The organism is Amycolatopsis eburnea (assembly GCF_003937945.1).
Taxonomy (GTDB): domain Bacteria; phylum Actinomycetota; class Actinomycetes; order Mycobacteriales; family Pseudonocardiaceae; genus Amycolatopsis; species Amycolatopsis eburnea.
Genome location: NZ_RSEC01000060.1, coordinates 317109 through 332548, shown reverse-complemented (window position 1 = coordinate 332548; position 15440 = coordinate 317109). Strand labels below are relative to the sequence as shown.

Annotated in this window: 18 protein-coding genes and 1 tRNA gene; 8 read left to right on the top strand and 11 right to left on the bottom strand. The window is 71.7% G+C overall.

What is annotated here, in order from left to right:
• Nucleotides 1-134: 134 nt before the first annotated feature.
• The 3 genes from EIY87_RS37135 to EIY87_RS37125 are packed head-to-tail and all read left to right on the top strand — an operon-like array spanning nucleotide 135 to nucleotide 2525.
• Nucleotides 135-1094, top strand: coding sequence for a hypothetical protein (locus tag EIY87_RS37135; RefSeq protein ID WP_125314629.1), 960 nt, complete (start codon nucleotides 135-137; stop codon nucleotides 1092-1094).
• Nucleotides 1095-1140: 46 nt separating this feature from the next.
• Nucleotides 1141-1929, top strand: a complete 789-nt coding sequence (locus EIY87_RS37130) for a metalloregulator ArsR/SmtB family transcription factor (RefSeq protein ID WP_125314628.1) — start codon at nucleotides 1141-1143, stop codon at nucleotides 1927-1929.
• Between the two features lie 5 nt (nucleotides 1930-1934).
• On the top strand, nucleotides 1935-2525 hold the full coding sequence (locus EIY87_RS37125) for a dihydrofolate reductase family protein (RefSeq protein WP_125314627.1): 591 nt from the start codon (nucleotides 1935-1937) through the stop codon (nucleotides 2523-2525).
• 146 nt (nucleotides 2526-2671) lie between these two features.
• Here the strand turns inward: EIY87_RS37125 and EIY87_RS37120 are convergent.
• Nucleotides 2672-2745 (bottom strand) — tRNA-Ile (locus EIY87_RS37120).
• A gap of 175 nt (nucleotides 2746-2920) precedes the next feature.
• Between EIY87_RS37120 and EIY87_RS37115 the strand changes: the two genes are divergently transcribed.
• Complete coding sequence (locus EIY87_RS37115) at nucleotides 2921-3190, top strand: hypothetical protein (protein WP_125314626.1); 270 nt, start codon at nucleotides 2921-2923, stop codon at nucleotides 3188-3190.
• A gap of 41 nt (nucleotides 3191-3231) precedes the next feature.
• On the opposite strand, the gene EIY87_RS37110 is transcribed toward EIY87_RS37115, so the two are convergent.
• The 3 genes from EIY87_RS37110 to EIY87_RS37100 all read right to left on the bottom strand — a co-directional run bounded on the left by EIY87_RS37110 (nucleotide 3232) and on the right by EIY87_RS37100 (nucleotide 5351).
• On the bottom strand, nucleotides 3232-3705 hold the full coding sequence (locus EIY87_RS37110) for a hypothetical protein (protein WP_125314625.1): 474 nt from the start codon (nucleotides 3703-3705) through the stop codon (nucleotides 3232-3234).
• 55 nt (nucleotides 3706-3760) lie between these two features.
• Nucleotides 3761-4309 (bottom strand): dihydrofolate reductase family protein, encoded by a 549-nt coding sequence (locus tag EIY87_RS37105; RefSeq protein ID WP_125314624.1) that lies wholly within the window; start codon nucleotides 4307-4309, stop codon nucleotides 3761-3763.
• A 64-nt stretch (nucleotides 4310-4373) separates the two neighbouring features.
• Complete coding sequence (locus EIY87_RS37100) at nucleotides 4374-5351, bottom strand: bile acid:sodium symporter family protein (RefSeq protein ID WP_125314623.1); 978 nt, start codon at nucleotides 5349-5351, stop codon at nucleotides 4374-4376.
• Nucleotides 5352-5447: 96 nt separating this feature from the next.
• Here EIY87_RS37100 and EIY87_RS37095 point away from each other — a divergent pair, with 96 nt between their 5' ends.
• Complete coding sequence (locus tag EIY87_RS37095; RefSeq protein ID WP_125314622.1) at nucleotides 5448-6281, top strand: LysR family transcriptional regulator; 834 nt, start codon at nucleotides 5448-5450, stop codon at nucleotides 6279-6281.
• Nucleotide 6282: 1 nt separating this feature from the next.
• Here the strand turns inward: EIY87_RS37095 and shbA are convergent, their stop codons facing one another.
• Nucleotides 6283-6876, bottom strand: coding sequence for an RNA polymerase sigma factor ShbA (gene shbA, locus EIY87_RS37090; RefSeq protein ID WP_191984429.1), 594 nt, complete (start codon nucleotides 6874-6876; stop codon nucleotides 6283-6285).
• 146 nt (nucleotides 6877-7022) lie between these two features.
• Nucleotides 7023-7511 (bottom strand): RNA polymerase sigma factor, encoded by a 489-nt coding sequence (locus EIY87_RS37085; protein WP_125314620.1) that lies wholly within the window; start codon nucleotides 7509-7511, stop codon nucleotides 7023-7025.
• A gap of 628 nt (nucleotides 7512-8139) precedes the next feature.
• Between EIY87_RS37085 and EIY87_RS37080 the strand changes: the two genes are divergently transcribed.
• On the top strand, nucleotides 8140-8403 hold the full coding sequence (locus tag EIY87_RS37080; RefSeq protein WP_125314619.1) for a WhiB family transcriptional regulator: 264 nt from the start codon (nucleotides 8140-8142) through the stop codon (nucleotides 8401-8403).
• Between the two features lie 160 nt (nucleotides 8404-8563).
• On the opposite strand, the gene EIY87_RS37075 is transcribed toward EIY87_RS37080, so the two are convergent.
• Nucleotides 8564-9559: an RNA polymerase subunit sigma-70 gene (locus tag EIY87_RS37075; RefSeq protein ID WP_125314618.1), complete on the bottom strand. Its 996-nt coding sequence runs from the start codon at nucleotides 9557-9559 to the stop codon at nucleotides 8564-8566.
• A gap of 39 nt (nucleotides 9560-9598) precedes the next feature.
• Between EIY87_RS37075 and EIY87_RS37070 the strand changes: the two genes are divergently transcribed.
• Together EIY87_RS37070 and EIY87_RS37065 are read left to right on the top strand one after the other, a co-directional pair.
• A complete protein-coding gene (locus EIY87_RS37070; protein WP_125314617.1) occupies nucleotides 9599-10342 on the top strand; it encodes an SDR family NAD(P)-dependent oxidoreductase in 744 nt (247 codons plus the stop codon).
• A gap of 288 nt (nucleotides 10343-10630) precedes the next feature.
• Nucleotides 10631-11827 (top strand): LCP family protein, encoded by a 1197-nt coding sequence (locus tag EIY87_RS37065; protein ID WP_125314616.1) that lies wholly within the window; start codon nucleotides 10631-10633, stop codon nucleotides 11825-11827.
• Nucleotides 11828-11830: 3 nt separating this feature from the next.
• Here the strand turns inward: EIY87_RS37065 and EIY87_RS37060 are convergent, their stop codons facing one another.
• Genes EIY87_RS37060 through EIY87_RS37045 form a run of 4 tightly spaced genes read right to left on the bottom strand, consistent with a single transcriptional unit; the run spans nucleotide 11831 to nucleotide 15399 of the window.
• Nucleotides 11831-13009: an acyl-CoA dehydrogenase family protein gene (locus tag EIY87_RS37060; RefSeq protein ID WP_125314615.1), complete on the bottom strand. Its 1179-nt coding sequence runs from the start codon at nucleotides 13007-13009 to the stop codon at nucleotides 11831-11833.
• Nucleotide 13010: 1 nt separating this feature from the next.
• Nucleotides 13011-13916 carry a 3-hydroxyacyl-CoA dehydrogenase NAD-binding domain-containing protein gene (locus tag EIY87_RS37055; protein ID WP_125314614.1) on the bottom strand — a complete coding sequence of 302 codons (906 nt, stop codon included), beginning with the start codon at nucleotides 13914-13916 and terminating at the stop codon, nucleotides 13011-13013.
• Nucleotides 13913-14659, bottom strand: a complete 747-nt coding sequence (locus EIY87_RS37050; RefSeq protein ID WP_125314613.1) for an acetoacetate decarboxylase — start codon at nucleotides 14657-14659, stop codon at nucleotides 13913-13915. Before EIY87_RS37050 ends, EIY87_RS37055 begins: the two co-directional genes overlap by 4 nt.
• Nucleotides 14656-15399 carry a crotonase/enoyl-CoA hydratase family protein gene (locus EIY87_RS37045; RefSeq protein WP_125314612.1) on the bottom strand — a complete coding sequence of 248 codons (744 nt, stop codon included), beginning with the start codon at nucleotides 15397-15399 and terminating at the stop codon, nucleotides 14656-14658. The genes EIY87_RS37050 and EIY87_RS37045 overlap by 4 nt, the downstream gene beginning before the upstream one ends.
• Nucleotides 15400-15440 lie beyond the last annotated feature (41 nt).

Sequence of the window (15440 nt, the reverse complement as noted above, 5' to 3'; positions counted from 1 at the left end):
GGAGAACCGGAAATGGCCGCGGCCGGGCCGAATCACGGCGGAAATGGCCAACCACTGGCCACCCGGGAATCACCTGATCGGCGCACGCGGTACGCCCGATCGCCCGGAAGTCCGCGTGCCACAATCGGATTCCCATGGCACACGAGGACGGTCTGCTCCGGGAACTCACCACTTTGCGGCGCGGCTGGGGCCTGGAAGCCGAACGGCTGCGAAGCCGCCTCGGGCCGCTCGTCTCGGGCTGGAGCGAAATCCACCGGACGACGAGCGACCGCGACGCGCGGCGAGTTCTGCGTGCCGCGATTTCGGCCGCGATCGCGGATTTCCCGCCCGACGACCGGCTGGCGGTCAACGTCGCGCTCGGCATCGCCGCCGGCACCCAGCACGCCCGGCTCCGCGACCGGATCGGGGTCCTCGCCGACCGCCTCCAGGTCTCCGAACGCACGGCGCGGCGCCGCATCGACCGCGCGTTCGCCCGCCTCGCCGCGGAAATCCAGGCCGGGTCGCAGCCGGGCGACGGCGAGCCCGACCCGGACCGCGGCTGGTTCGTCAAGCGGCTCAAGGCGCTCGTGCGGCTGGACACCGCCGAACCGGAGCTGATCGAGGAGCGCGTGATCGTGGCGACCCAGGACGGGCTCCGCCGGATCTCCGCGCAGTTCACCGTCCCCCGCACCGACGACGGGCTGGACGGCGAACGGCACGTTGCCGCCGACGCCCAGCACGGCGTGCGGATCAGCGACCGGAGCCGCGAGGGGCAGCGGCACTTCCGCTGGCTGCTCGACCTGCCGCGGCCCCTGTCCCGCGGTGACAGCCACACGTTCTCGCTTGTCCTGCGGATCCAAGACGGGCGCCCGATCCGGTCGTCCTACACGTTCGTGCCGCTGGTGACGTGCGAGTCGTTCACGGTGCGCGTGCGCTTCGACCCGGACCGGCCGCCGCGGTCGGTGTGGCGCCTGGACCGGGTCGCGCCGTCGGTGCTCGCCGACCCGCCGCAGCCGGGCGCGCCGCTGGACCTCGACGGCGCCGGCGAGGTGGCGCAGGACTTCGCCGCGCCCCAGCTCGGGTACGCCTACGGCCTGCGCTGGCTGCCTGACTGAAAGTATTCCTTGACACGAATATTCTTCTGTGTGAATACTTAGACCCATGGACGGGATCGCAGCAGCACTCGGGGACGCGGCGCGGTGGCGCATCGTCGAACTCCTGGCCGAGCGCCCCCGCTCGGTCGGCGAGCTCGCCGAGCTGACCGGGCTGCGGCAGCCGCAGACCACCAAGCACCTGCAGACCCTCGCCCGGGCCGGCCTCGTCGCCGTTTTCCCGCTGGGGCAGCGCCGCGTCTACGCCCTCGAGGCGGAGCCGCTCGCCGCCTTCGCGGGCCGGCTGCGGGAGCTGGCCGAGGCGACGACGGGCCACGCCGGCGAGCGGGACGTCGTCGCGCGCTACCGGGCGGCGATCGAGGCGGACGCCGCGGTCGCGGACCGGGACCGGTGGGCGGACGGGCGCGAGTTCGCGTTCGACCGGCTGCTGGCCGTGCCGCGCGAGACCGTCTGGCGGCACTGGACCGAGCCGGGCCTGCTGGGGTCCTGGTGGGTCCCGCCGCCGCTGACGATCACCGAGTGCGTCCTCGAGCCGCGGCCGGGCGGGCGGGCCGTGGTCGCCTACCGCGACGCGGACGGCGAGTACCGCTCCGAAGGCCGTGTCCACGCGGCCGAGGAACCCGCGCACCTCGCGTTCGACCTCGCGGTGGCGGGCCCGGCCTCGTTCACCGGCCACTACGACCTGGCGCTGGCCGAAGAGCGCGGGGGCACCCGCCTCCGGCTCGGCCTGCGCATCACCGCGACGACCCCCGAGGCCGTCCCCGCGATCGCCGGCATCGAAACCGGCTGGGGGCAGGTTCTCGACAACCTCACCGCTGTACTCACGAAGAAGGGCTGAAAACCATGACCGACCGCAAGGTGACCGCGAACCTGAGCCTGACCCTCGACGGCCGCTACCACGGCCCCGCCGGTCCGGCCGACATGGGCGCGATCGTCACGTACGCGATGACCGACGTCGCCCGCCGTCACCTCACGCGCATCTGGGAAGGGGCGACGACGGCGGTGCTCGGCCGCCGCAACGCCGAGGGCTTCCTCGGTTTCTGGCCGACGGTGGCCGCCGACGAGAACGCCGACCCGCGCGACCGCGGTTACGCGAAGTGGCTGGTGGACGTGGAGAAGGTGGTCTTCTCGACCACGCTGACGGAGTCCCCGTGGGAGCGCACCCGCCTGGTGAACGCCCCGGCCGCGGAGGTCATCGCCGGGCTGAAGGCGACGGGCTCGGGCGAGATCCTGGTGAACAGCAGCGCGAGCGTCATCAAGGCCCTGCTCGAAGCGGACGCCCTCGACCGCCTGTACCTGATGATCTGCCCGGAAATCGCGGGCGGCGGCCCCCGCCTCTTCGACGACGGCCTGCCGGCCACCAAGTGGAAGCTGACCCACCACGAAACAGGCGACCTGGGCGAAACGGCAGTGGTCTACGACCGCATCCGCTGACCAGTCCTGAGTGGACGGTCGCCGGCCCATGGACCGGCACGCAAGGTGACGCGCGTTGCGCGCCGGGGGTCCGGGGGTTGTCCCCCGGGCAGATACTGCGGGCACCGGCGAAGGTGCGCCAGCACCGAGCAGCAAACCCCGACTCGTGGGGCGGGCGGGGCTCGAACCCGCGGCCAAGGGATTATGAGTCCCCTGCTCTAACCAACTGAGCTACCGCCCCCTGACCCCCGGCACGCGGATTTGCGTCCGCACAGAAGTCTCAGTTCGGTTCAAGTTATCACAGCGGCCATCCGGGCAGATCCGGTAGGCCAAACAGGTTCAAGTGGCCGCCGACCGGGGCACGCTCGTCTAAGTTGCAAGGGCGTCACCGCTGAAACCCCCGGCGGGAGGGAACGATGGCCGGCGCCACGCCGCCCCACCGCCGGGCGTTCCGGCTGGCGCTGCTGGACGCGTTCACGGCGGGGGCGGGCCTGGGCTTCCTCGCCCACCAGTACCGGGAGGAGCTCGTGGCGAACCCCGCGGTCATCGGCCTCGCGCTGCTCTTCCTGTTCGCGCTGGGCTTCGTGGTCCGCGCCGCCGCGCGAGCCCTCTTCCGGGCGGGCTCGCGCGTCGACGCGATCCTGGCGGAGGAGCTGCGGGACAGGCCTTCGCCCCGTCCGCGGTGACGGAAGTCGTTGCGGAGCAAGGCGAAGACCACGGATTCCGCTCAGGAACCGCCGCCGGGGGTTGTTGTGGGCGTCGGTGTTGTCGGGGTGGTGGTGTTCGGCGTGGTCTGCGGCGGTGTGGTGCGGGGCGTCGTGGTCGGCGGGGTCGTCGCCGCGCCGTAAGCCGCGTAGGTGAACCAGATCTGGCCGAACGTCTTCGGCGTGGTCTGCGTGAACATCGCCCGCACCTGGAACGTGGTCGCCGTGTACGACCCCTGCACCGTGTTGAGCATGAACGCGTTGAACGGGCCCGGCGTGTTCGCCGAGACCACGACGGCCTCGGGCACCTTGCCGAGGCCGTGGGTGACCGTGCAGAAGCCGCTGCCGTCCGTCACGCAGGTGGCTTGCGCCGCTTGGACGATCGGGGCCGGTGACGGGCCGACGGCGGCGGACGCGCCCGCGAAGGCCACCGCCCCCGCCGTGACGACGACGGCCCCGCCCAGGACGGCGAGTGCGGTTCGAACCTGAAGTGCCATGGTGGATCCTCCCCTGGGAACAACACCACCGGGATCGTTCCGCCGCCCGCCGCCGTTACGCCCGACTGTCCACAGGGGACTCCACCCGGTACCGGAAGTTCCCGAGCCCGCCCGCCGTGCTCAGCTCCACCGGCTCCAGCCGGACCCGCGTGCCGCCCGGGTGGTCGAAGAGCCGGACTCCGTCGCCGAGCAGCACCGGGGCCACGTGCACCAGGACCTCGTCGAGCACGCCCGCCTCGAGGCAGCGGCGGGCCGTCGCCGGGCCCAGTACCGCGACGCAGCCGTCGCCCGCTGCCGCCGAGGCCGCGGCGACCGCCTTCAGCAGGTCCGCCTCGAAGGTGAAGCCCGGCTGCGCCGACGCCGGGTCGTCGCGGGTCACCACGAAGATCGGGACGCGGACGCGGCCGCCGTAGACCTCGCCCTCCGCCGTGGTCGCCGGGGCGTACGTGCGGTGGCCCATCAGCACCGCGCCGATCTCGCCCATGACCCGCTCGGCGACCGGGTTCGGGCCGGTGGGCAGGCCCCGCAGCCAGGACATGTCGTCGGCGGGGCCGGCGACGAAGCCGTCGAGGGACATCGTGATGTGGTAGAGGACCTTGGCCATGGTGCCGCCTTCCGGTTCGGGGTGTCACCGGTACCGACGAGCGGGGCCGCGGAAACTCATCGGCTCAGGCGGGCACGAGTTCCCGGCCCTCCGACGCGGCGGCGTAGCGGCGGGCCAGCGCCGCGCAGACGATCAGCTGGATCTGGTGGAACAGCATCAGCGGCAGCACGATCAGCCCCACCTGCGCGTGCCCGAACAGCACCGTCGCCATCGGCAGGCCGCTCGCCAGGCTCTTCTTCGACCCGCAGAACACGATGGTGATCCGGTCGGCGCGGGCGAAGCCGAGCGCGCGGGCGCCCCAGCCGGTCGCGGCCAGCACGGCCGCCAGCAGCACGCCGCACACCGCGCCGAGCACCAGCAGGTGGCCGAGGTCGAGCCGGTGCCAGATGCCTTCGGTCATGCCCGCGCTGAACGCCGTGTAGACGACCAGCAGGATCGAACCGCGGTCGACCAGCTTCAGCGGCGCCGCGTGCGCGGAGATCCAGCCGCCGATCCAGCGCCGCGCCAGCTGGCCCGCCACGAATGGCGCGAGCAGCTGCAGCACGATCCCCAGCACCGCCGACCCGTCGACGCCGGCGCCGTCGCCCGCGAGCAGCAGCGCCGCCAGCAGCGGGGTGAGCACGATCCCGGCCAGGTTGGACAGCGACGCGCTGCAGATCGCCGCCGCGACGTTGCCGCGCGCGATCGAGGTGAACGCGATCGACGACTGCACGGTCGAGGGCAGCACGGCGAGGAACAGCACCCCGGCGGCCAGCTGGGCGGGCAGCACCGACGACGGCAGCGCGAACAGGGCCAGGCCCAGCAGCGGGAACAGCACGAACGTCGCGCCGAGCACGACCGCGTGGAGGCGCCAGTGCCGCAAGCCGTCGAGGGCTTCCTGCGTGGACAACCGGGCGCCGTACAAGAAGAACAGCAGACCGACGGCGATCGTGGTGGCGGTGCCGAAGCCGCCGGCCACCGCGCCCGAAGCGGGCAGCAGGGTGGCGACGCCGACGGTGGCGAGGATGGCGAGGACGAACGGGTCGAGACGCAACCGGGACATGGATCTCCTTCCACAGCCATTGTCGGCGCCGCCGCGTTCATTGTGAACCCCGATGACCGGACTGACTGTCATCGTGAATCGCGATAAAGTGACCGCGTGCTCGACCCCCGCCTGTGCCGTTCCTTCCTCGCCGTCGCCGAGACGCGCAGCTTCACCGCGGCCGCGCGGCGCCTCGGCGTCGGCCAGCCGACCGTCAGCCAGCACGTGCGCCGGCTCGAACGCGATTCGGGCGGGCTGCTGTTCGCCCGCGACACCCACACCGTCGAGCTGACCGCGCGCGGGCAGGCGATGCTGGGGTTCGCGCAGACGGTCGTCGACACCGAAGAACGCGCGGAACGGCACTTCCGCGGGGCCGAGCTGCGCGGCCGCGTCCGGTTCGGCGTGTCCGAGGACTTCGCGCTCGGCGAGCTGCCGGAGATCCTGCACCGGTTGCGCCGCAGTCACCCGCTGGTGGACGTCGAGCTGACGGTGGAGCTTTCGGACGTCCTGACGCAGCGGCTGCGGGCCGGGCAGCTGGACCTGGTCCTGGGCAAGCGCCGCCCGGGCGCGCACCACGGGCGGCTGCTCTGGCGGGAGCCGCTGGTCTGGATCGGGTCGGCGGCCACGGTGCTGGAGCCCGGCGAGCCGGTGCCGCTGGTGCAGTACCCGATGCCGTCGATCACGCGGCAGCTGGCGGTGGAGTGCCTCGAGCGCGCCGGGCTCGAGTGGCGCGCGGCGTGCCAGACGTCGAGCCTGACCGGCCTGCGCGCCGCGGCGGCGGCCGGCCTCGGCGTCACCCTGCACGCGCGCAGCCTGATCCCGGCCGACCTGGTCGAGCTCGACGGCCTGCCCGAACCCGGCGACATCGAGTTCATGCTGCTGGCGAGGGAGTCGATGGCGGGCCCGGCGGCGGCGCTGGCGGAGTTCGTCCTGGAGCGGGTGCGGCGCTGAGTCAGTCCTCGTCGCCCAGGAGTCTTCGGAGCCGCCCGAGCGCGCGGTGCTGGGCCACGCGGACAGCGCCGGGCGTGGAGCCGACCGCGGCGGCCGTTTCCTCCGCCGACAGCCCGACCACGATCCGCAGCACGACGATTTCGCGCTGCTTCGCCGGGAGCACGTCCAGCAGCCGGGCCAGCCGCTCGTTCAGCTCGAACCGCAGCGCCCGCTGCTCGGGACCGGCGGCTTCGCTGACGCCGTCCGGGATCTCGGGCACCGGGTCGGTGCGGTTGCGCGCCGCGGCGCGGTGGGCGTCCGCGACCTTGTGCTGGGCGATGCCGTAGACGAACGCGAGGAACGGGCGGCCCTGGTCGCGGTAGGACGGCAGCGCGGTGAGCACGGCGAGGCAGACCTCCTGCGCGACGTCGTCGGCCGAGGCGAACGAGCGCTCGTGGCGGCCGACGCGGGCCCGGCAGTAGCGCACCACCAGCGGGCGGATGGTGGCGAGCAGCCGGGCGGTCGCGGCGTCGTCACCGGCGATGGCGTCCGCGACCGGCTCGTCGTGGCGGCGCCAGTGCGCGGGGAACGCGTCGGCGGGCTGCGCCGCGGCGATCTCCCGGACCAGCACCCGGCTGCGCACCCGCAGCAGCGTGCCCTCCACGTCGAGGCCGGCCCGCAGCGAGTCGTGCAGCGCGGTGTTGGACTCCCGCAGCAGCTCGGTGATCGCCCGGTCCCCGTACTCGGTTGCCGGCATGGTGCTCACCTTTCCCTGTCCCGCTGGTCACCGGGCCGGACAGCCCGGTGTCGCCGAAGGCGTTCCCGCACGTGGCGGAGGGTGGAGCGGACGGTCGCGGGCGCGATGCGCAGCGCGTCCGTGATCTGCGCCGGGGTGAACCCGTCGAGCGACCACGCCAGGACCATCCGCTGCCTGCCGGGCAGGGACGCGAGGAGGTCGATCAGCTCGCCGTGCTGGTCGACCAGCCCGGCGAGCTCGCGGTCGTCCCGCGGATCACCCGCCAGCGTCCAGTCCGCGCGCGCGTCGCCCGCGCCGTCGAGCAGCCGCCCGGCGACCCGGCGGACCCACGCCCGCGGGTCGTCGAGGGCCGGCCACGCCTCCAGCGCGTGGACCATCGCCTCGGCGGCCGCGTCCCGCGCGGTCTCGACCTCGAACCCGGCCTTGCAGAGGAACGCCACCAGCGGCGCGAAGTCGGCGCGGAAGAACGCGTCGAAATCGTCGTGACCGCCCACCGACCCCTCACCACCCCTCGCCTCCACCAAGACAGGTGCGGCGAGGTGACCGCTACGTGTAACGATTCGATCAAGACTGCCCGGTAGGAGTAATGGGCTGCTTCTCCTTGGTGACGCGATGTGACGAGTGACCGCGGACATGCCGGGTACCCCGCTTCGATGACGACGGGAAACCGACCCGGCGGCGGGCAGCCGGGGGAGCGAAGCCGCGAACGGCGGATTCCGGACGCCGGCGGGGTGCCGCGGCTCGAGCCCCCGCGGCGGACGCCGCCGTGGCGAAGACCGGCCGGGTTTCGGCCGCGTCCGGGCGGGAATGCCTTGCCGGACAGGGGAAGGCCCGGCGCGGGCCGCGCGGGCCGGGCCGTTCGGTGGAGCACCTTCGGGCGGCTGCCGCAAGGGACGCGCCGGAGTACTTCGTCGCCGATCGGGTGACGTGATCGACATCGAGATCCGGGGAAGAAGGGCGTACTCTCACGTGTTGCAGTCTTGGTTGCCCGGTGGGTGAACCGGGGACCGAAGCCAAAACCCCCTTGACCGACGCGGATTCGCTCGCGCGTCCGCCGCGGTCAAGTCGGTTGACGCGCGCTGACAATGGGAAACAGAAGAACGAAGGAGGTGAACGAAGGAAATGGAAGCCACGATGACGGGCTGGGCGGAACTCGCGGCCTGCAAGGACGAGGACCCGGAACTGTTCTTCCCGATCTCCGCGATGGGCCCCGGCGCCCGGCAGACAGCGCAGGCCAAGGCCGTGTGCGCCCGCTGCCCGGTGCGCGCCGAATGCCTCGGTTACGCGCTCGACAACGGGCTCGACCACGGTGTTTTCGGCGGGACCACCGCCGAGGACCGACGCCGGCTGGCGCGTACCGCGCCGCAGCGGCACCGAGTGGCCTGACCGCCGCCCGGTGACCTCTTCCCGGCGGCCCAGAGCAATAACACCGAATCCGGAAGAAAATCGGATGCGGGAGTGCGTGTGCCCGGGCGGGTGGTTTTCGCGAATCACCCGCCCGGGCATTTTCGCGCCCGCGTGTGCCGTTCAATTCGCTTGCGTGGGATTACGACCCATGCTCATCGTGCTCACCTGGCCACGCTTCGGGCAGGTCCCAGGCGGCGGCCGGCACCGACTCGAACGCGGCCATCGCCGTGATCAGCCCGGCTTCGACCGTCAGCACGGTCACCCCGAACCACCGGAAGCCGGCTTCGCCCGGCCGCCGCAGGTAGGTGGCCACGGCGGGCCGGCCGTTGGCGCGCACCGGCCGCATCCGGAACCGCCCGACGCAGTGCGGCGACGCCGGGTCCAGCGAGAGCGACAGCGCCCGGATGATCGACGCGCGGCTGCCGAACCACAGCGTGTACGGCGGCATGACCGCACGGGCGTCCTCGCGCAGCAGCCGCGCGACCGCGGTGGGATCGCCGTCCTCGTACGCGGCGATGAACCGCTTGAGCAGCGCCGCTTCCTCGGCCGTCGGGTCGCCGGCCGTCCACTCGGCACGGTGCGGGGGCAGCCGCTCACGCAACGTCGTCCGCGCCCGCTGGAGCGCGCTGTTCGCCGAAGCGACGCTCGTCTCCAGCGCCGCCGCCGTCTCCTTGGCCGGCCAGCCGAGCACGTCGCGCAGGACGAGCGCGGCCCGCTGCCGCGGCGGCAGGTGCTGGAGGGCGGCGAGGTACGCCAGCTCGATCGTCTCCCGGTCGACCACGGCGTCGGCCGGCCCGGCCCCGTCGAGCAGCCGGTCCGGGTACGGCTCGAGCCACGGCAGGTCGGCGGCCGCGATCGGCCCGTCCGGCTCCCCGGCGGGCCCGAGCTGGTCGGGCAGCACCCGACGCGGACGGCGGGCGAGGACGTCGAGGCACGCGTTCGTCGCGATCCGGTAGAGCCAGGTGCGCACGCTCGCCCGGCCTTCGAAGCCGTCGCGGGCCTTCCACGCCCGCAGGAAGGTTTCCTGGGCCAGGTCTTCGGCGTCGCTCAGCGACCCGAGCATCCGGTAGCAGTGCACCTGGATCTCCCGGCGGTGCCGTTCGACGAGCGTTTCGAAGTCCGGAGTGCGACCCACCCGGGCACGCTAGCGCACCCGGGCTGGAAGACTGCGGCGATGAGCGGAACGGTGCTGGTGCTCGGCGGACGCAGTGAGATCGGGCTGGCCCTGGCGAAACGCCTGGTCAGCGGCGACACCCGGCGGTTCGTGCTGGCCGCGCGCCCGGGCGCCGACCTGACGGCGGAGGTCGCCGCGCTGCGGGAGGCGGGCGCGGAAAGCGTCGAGACCGCGGACTTCGACGCCGACGACCTCACCGCGCACGGCCCGTTCCTGGACAAGGTGGCGGCCGAGCACGGCCCGCTGGAGACGGTGGTGCTCGCCTTCGGCATCCTCGGCGACCAGTCCCGCGCGGAGGCGGACGCGACCCACGCCGCGGCGATCGTCCACACCGACTACGTCGCCCAGGTCGGCGTGCTGACCCACGCGGCGAACCTGCTGCGCGCCCAGGGCCACGGCACCCTGGTGGTGTTCTCGTCGGTGGCCGGCATCCGCGTGCGCCGCGCGAACTACGTGTACGGCTCGGCGAAGGCCGGCCTCGACGGCTTCGCGAGCGGCCTCGCGGACGCCCTGCACGGTTCCGGTGTCCACCTGCTGCTGGTCCGCCCGGGCTTCGTGATCGGCCGGATGACGGAGGGGATGGCACCGGCGCCGTTCTCGAGCACCCCGGACCAGGTGGCGGAGGCGACGGCGGCGGCGTTGCGCCGGGGCCGCGGGGTCGTGTGGGTGCCGGGAGTGCTCCGGCCGGTGTTCTTCGGGATGCGCCTGCTGCCGCGCGCGATCTGGCGCCGGATGCCCCGCTAGCCCGGGCGCGCGGCCGGACGCCATGAACGACCCTTTCATCCCGTCCGGCGTCATGAACGACTCGTTCATGACGTCGCGGACCGGCGGCCGGCCACTGTGGTCACTGCCACAGCACTTCCCCGTGCCCGCGCCACCACCGTCCGTCGCGAAAATCGGCCGATCGGCTCGAACCGGCTCGGCCGATCGGGCAGCGTCACGACCTTCCTACAATTTTCTCAGCTGATTCCCAGCTAACCCGGTGATCCTCGAAGCAGGGGTTCGAACCAGAGGGAAGCAAGGGGAAGTGCCGTGCTGCTGTCGTCCCGGGGGCGCCGCGTCGGTGGGCGCGTGGCCATCGGCGTCGTGTCGACGCTGGTGCTCGCCGTCACCGGGTACGCGTGGACGCAGCTGAGCAAGCTGGACGCCGGCATCGTCACCGCCGACGTCATCCCGCCGTCGGCGCAGATCGACGGGGAAGACGCCGTTCCCGGCGAACCGCTCAAAGTGGCCCAGAACATCCTGCTCGTCGGGATCGACGCCCGCACCGACGCGTACGGCAACCCGTTGCCGCAGAGCGTGCTCGACGCCCTGCACGCCGGGAGCGGGGACGACGGCGGGGACACCACCGACACGATGATCGTCGTGCACATCCCGGCGGGCGGTGCCGCGGCCACCGCGATCTCCATCCCCCGCGATTCCTATGTGGACATCGCGGACGGGTTCGGCAAGCACAAGATCAACTCCGCGTACAGCCGCGCCAAGAACGCCTCGATGTCCGGGTTGCGCGCCCAGGGGCTGAGCGGCGCGCAGCTGGAGGTCGCGGCGAACGCGGCGGGGGCCAGGACGGCGATCCGGACCGTCGAGAAGTTCACCGGGCTGACCATCAACCACTACGCGGCCATCAACCTCGCCGGCTTCGACGCGCTTTCGCAGGCGGTCGGCGGCGTCGAGGTCTGCCTCAAGGAGCCGGTGCACGACAGCTACTCGGGCGCGGACTTCGCGGCCGGGCCGCAGACGCTGTCCGGCGCGCAGGCCCTCGCGTTCGTCCGGCAGCGCCACGGGCTGCAGAACGGCGACCTCGACCGGATCGCGCGGCAGCAGGCGTTCCTGTCCGGGATGGCCAAGAAGGTGCTGAACGCGGGCACGTTCACCGACGTCTCGAAGCTGAACTCGCTGGTCAGCGCGGTGCAGGGCGCGGTGGTGCTGGACAAGGGCTGGGACGTCCTGAGCTTCGCGCAGCAGCTGCGGGGGATGACGTCGGGCGCGATCGCGTTCGCCACCATCCCGGTGCAGAGCCTGTCGCTGGCCACGCCGTCCGACGGCGACGCGGTGAAGGTCGACCCGGCGCAGGTCCAGCAGTTCGTGCGCACCGCGATCAGCACGCCCGCGGTGCAGGCCTCGGGCGACGACACGCCCGGCGGCGTCAAGCCGGTCGCGGCGACCACCACCAGGACGCCGGACAGCAAGCAGCCGGCGACCAGTGCGGCCGCCGGCTGCGTGAACTGACGCTCACACGAACGCGGACTGCCCGGTGATCGCCTTGCCGACGATCAGGGTGTTCATCTCGCGCGTGCCCTCGAACGAGTAGATCGCTTCAGCGTCGGCGAAGAACCGCGCGACGTCGTAGCCGAGCACGATCCCGTTGCCGCCGAAGATCTCCCGGCTCCAGGCGACGACCTCGCGCATCCGCGAGGTGACGAACGCCTTGGCCAGCGACGAGTGCTCGTCCTTGAAGATCCCGGCGTCCTGCAGGCGGGCGAGCTGCACGAGCATGCCCCACGACGCGGTGATGTTGCCGAGGCTCTTCACGAGCAGGTCCTGCACAAGCTGGAAGCGTGCGATCGGGCGGCCGAACTGCTTGCGCTCCCGCGCGTAGGCCAGCGCGGCTTCGTAGGCGCCGATCATCACGCCCAGCGCCTGCCACGCGACACCGCCGCGGGTGGCACGCAGGATCTCGGCGACGTCCCGGAAGGAGTTGATGCCCTGCAGGCGGTTCGCCTCCGGCACGCGGACGTCGGTGAGGGCGATCTCGGCGTTCTCGACGATCCGGAACGCGGTCTTGCCCTGGATCTTCTCCGGTACGAAGCCCGGCGTGCCCTTCTCGACGACGAATCCCTTGACGTGGTTGTCGTCCAGGTCGCGGGCCCACACGACGACGTAGTCGGCGAAGGTCGCATTGCCGATCCACTTCTTGGCACCGTTGAGGATCCAGGTGTCGCCCTGTCGCTGTGCGGTCGTGCGCATGCCACCGGCCACATCGGACCCGCCGAGCGGCTCGGTCATCGCGAACGCGCCGATCTTGTCCATCGCGGCCATCTCGGGGAGCCAGCGGTCCCGCTGTTCCTGGCTTCCGCCACTGTAGATGGAGTACATCGCCAGTCCGTTGTGGACACCGAAGAACGTCGCGACGGACGCGTCGGTGCGGCTCATCTCCATCGCCATCATGCCGGTGAGCAGGTGGCTGACGGCGGGCTTGTGCTCGCCGTAGCCTTCGTAGGGCAGGCCGGCGAGGCCGCTCTCGCGGAACATCCCGATCAGTTCCTTCGGGAAGGTACCGGCTTCCCAGTTCTCGTTCACCAGCGGCTTGACGTCGTGCTCCATGAACTCGCGCGCCTTGACCAGCAGCTTGTGCTCGTCGTCGGGCAGCAGCGCCTCGAAGTCGTAGAAGTCGGCGGTCAGGGTGTCCATGTCAGTTCTCCTCCACTGCGTGCAGAACGGCGAGCTGCTTGCGGTCGCGCGTCTCGGCCAGGTCCGAGTACGTGGAGGAGCCGTAAGCGGTTTCGACGGCTTCGATGAGCCGTTCCTGCTCTTCGGGGCTCTGGCTGGGAGTGCCCAGCCCGGCCCACATCTTCTTCATCGACTTGCCGATGTGCTCGGCCATGTGCCGGTAGCCGCCGGGGCCGCCACCGAGGTGCGAGCCGAGGAACGGCCCGACGGTCGCCCAGCGGATGCCGAGCGAGTTCGTGATGACCTTGTCGAGTTCTTCCGGCGTCACCACACCCTGCTCGACGAGGTAGATCGCCTCGCGGCTGAGCGCGTTCTGCAGCCGGTTGCCGACGAAGCCGGGCATTTCCTTGCGCTCCACGACCGGCGTCCGGCCGAGCGAGGTGTAGAACCCGACGGCCCGCTCGACCGACTCGTCGCTGGTGCGCTCGCCGGGGACGACCTCGACCAGCGGGATCAGGTGCGGCGGGTTGAACGGGTGTCCGATGAGGACACGCGTGCCGTCGATCTCTTCGGTGAACGCCGTGGACGGGATGGCGCTCGACGAGCTGAGCAGCAGCGCGTGCTCCGGAGCTTCCGCGACGAGCTGTGCGAACAGCTCCTTCTTGAACTCGACGTTCTCCGGCCCGTTCTCCTGGACGACGTCCGCATCTTTCACTGATTCAGTGACGCTCCCGGCGATGCTCACCCGGCTCGCCAGCTCCTCGGCGGTGGTGCCCAGGTGCGGGGCGAACGTCTTCAGCGCTTCGGCGACGGCGTCGGCGAGGTCGGGGCGGGGGTCGGTGACCCGGACGGTCAGGCCGTGGTGGGCGAACAACGCCGTCCAGGACAGGCCGATCGTGCCGGCGCCGATGACAGCCGCGTTCTTCATGACCGCGCTCCCTTCAGGTAGTCGAAGACCGGCTTGACCGGAGCGAGGGTCAGGTCGGTGCGGATGTGGCTCGCGGAGACGACCTCCAGCACCGGCAGGTCCGCCAGCGGCGCGAGGACGTGCTGGAACAGCTGCAGCCGCGCGGGGCCGGTGTAGGCCTCCTTGACCACGACGTCGGTGATCTCGGTGCGGACCAGTTCCTGCACGCGCGGCGCGCCGTCGTAGCCCGGGATCGTCTTGAGCATGAACGTCGGGACCGTGATCTGGCGTTCGGCCTCGTGGGCGTCCAGTTCGTGGTGCTTGTAGCCCATGGTCGCGGTGGCCACCCGGAGCGTCCCGTAGTCCAAAGTGCCCACGAGGACACCGTTGTCGACATAGAGGTTCGGGCTGCCGACCGTCTTCGGGTACGCGCTGACCTCGCGCCCGGACGCCGTCGCGGGGAAGTTGTCGAGGTACATCGCGTGCAGGTACTCGCCGCGCTCGCCGTCGAAGCTGACTTCGATCGCCTGGCCGGACTCGGTGTACGGGCCGTAGCCGGAGACGTCGCCCATCTTCATGACTTCGAAGCGCACCAAGGGTTCTTCGACTTCGAGGGGCTCCGGGACGACCGCGCGCAGGGCGTCGGCGTCGGTCCGGTAGACGATGTTCAGGTACTCGCGGTCGGTGAACCTCGGGACCACGGGCGCGAACGCCGGGGCGGTCAGGGGAGTGGTCACGTGCCGGCGGACTTCTTCGATCTTCATTCGCCTGTCCACTTCGGAGCACGGCGCTCGGCGAAGGCGGTCATGCCTTCGCGGACGTCGTCGGACTGCATCAGTTTCTTGATTTCCTCGCGCTGCACGGCCTTCGGGTCCGCGGCACGCACGATCTTCTTGACGGCGGCCAGCGCGAGGGGCGCGTTCTCCGCCAGCTTCTCGGCCAGGCCGACCGCGACCGCGGCGGCGTCGCCGGCCGGCGTCACGCGGTTGACCAGTCCCAGTTCCCCGGCGCGGCGGCCGGTGACCGGCTCGCCGGTCAGCAGGAACTCCATCGCGAGGTGGTGCGGGATCCGCTTCGGCAGCCGGATCACCCCGCCACCGGCGGCGATCAGGCCGCGCTTCACTTCGGGGAGACCGAACTTCGCGTTTTCGGCGGCGACGATCAGGTCGCAGCCCAGCGCGAGTTCGAACCCGCCGCCCATCGCGAACCCTTCGACCGCGGCGATCAGGGGCTTGCCCAGCTCGGCGTCGGTCAGGCCGCCGAACCCGCGTCCCGGGATCTCCGGGGATTCGCCCTTGAGCGCGGCCTTGAGGTCCATTCCGGCGCTGAAGGTGTTCTCGGCGCCGGTCAGGACGCCCGCCCGGAGCGCGGGATCGGCTTCCAGCTCGTCCAGTGCGGCGGCCAGCCGCGTCGCGACGGCGGCGTTGACCGCGTTGCGCGCCTCCGGCCGGTCGATCGTGATCAGCAGGGTGCCGCCGATCCGCTCAGTGCGTACTTCACTCATGACTTCACACTTCCTTGACGCCACTTTCGTAGGGAAAGATG

Bases quoted from the DNA above. Each gene is read 5' to 3' on its own strand.
- EIY87_RS37060 (WP_125314615.1), bottom strand. From the start codon at position 13,009: ATGGACACCCTGACCGCCGACTTCTACGACTTCGAGGCGCTGCTGCCC.
- EIY87_RS37080 (WP_125314619.1), top strand. From the start codon at position 8,140: ATGGAAGCCACGATGACGGGCTGGGCGGAACTCGCGGCCTGCAAGGAC.
- EIY87_RS37100 (WP_125314623.1), bottom strand. From the start codon at position 5,351: ATGTCCCGGTTGCGTCTCGACCCGTTCGTCCTCGCCATCCTCGCCACC.
- EIY87_RS37125 (WP_125314627.1), top strand. From the start codon at position 1,935: ATGACCGACCGCAAGGTGACCGCGAACCTGAGCCTGACCCTCGACGGC.
- EIY87_RS37050 (WP_125314613.1), bottom strand. From the start codon at position 14,659: ATGAAGATCGAAGAAGTCCGCCGGCACGTGACCACTCCCCTGACCGCC.
- EIY87_RS37135 (WP_125314629.1), top strand. From the start codon at position 135: ATGGCACACGAGGACGGTCTGCTCCGGGAACTCACCACTTTGCGGCGC.
- EIY87_RS37045 (WP_125314612.1), bottom strand. From the start codon at position 15,399: ATGAGTGAAGTACGCACTGAGCGGATCGGCGGCACCCTGCTGATCACG.
- EIY87_RS37070 (WP_125314617.1), top strand. From the start codon at position 9,599: ATGAGCGGAACGGTGCTGGTGCTCGGCGGACGCAGTGAGATCGGGCTG.
- EIY87_RS37115 (WP_125314626.1), top strand. From the start codon at position 2,921: ATGGCCGGCGCCACGCCGCCCCACCGCCGGGCGTTCCGGCTGGCGCTG.
- EIY87_RS37105 (WP_125314624.1), bottom strand. From the start codon at position 4,309: ATGGCCAAGGTCCTCTACCACATCACGATGTCCCTCGACGGCTTCGTC.
- EIY87_RS37055 (WP_125314614.1), bottom strand. From the start codon at position 13,916: ATGAAGAACGCGGCTGTCATCGGCGCCGGCACGATCGGCCTGTCCTGG.
- EIY87_RS37110 (WP_125314625.1), bottom strand. From the start codon at position 3,705: ATGGCACTTCAGGTTCGAACCGCACTCGCCGTCCTGGGCGGGGCCGTC.
- EIY87_RS37130 (WP_125314628.1), top strand. From the start codon at position 1,141: ATGGACGGGATCGCAGCAGCACTCGGGGACGCGGCGCGGTGGCGCATC.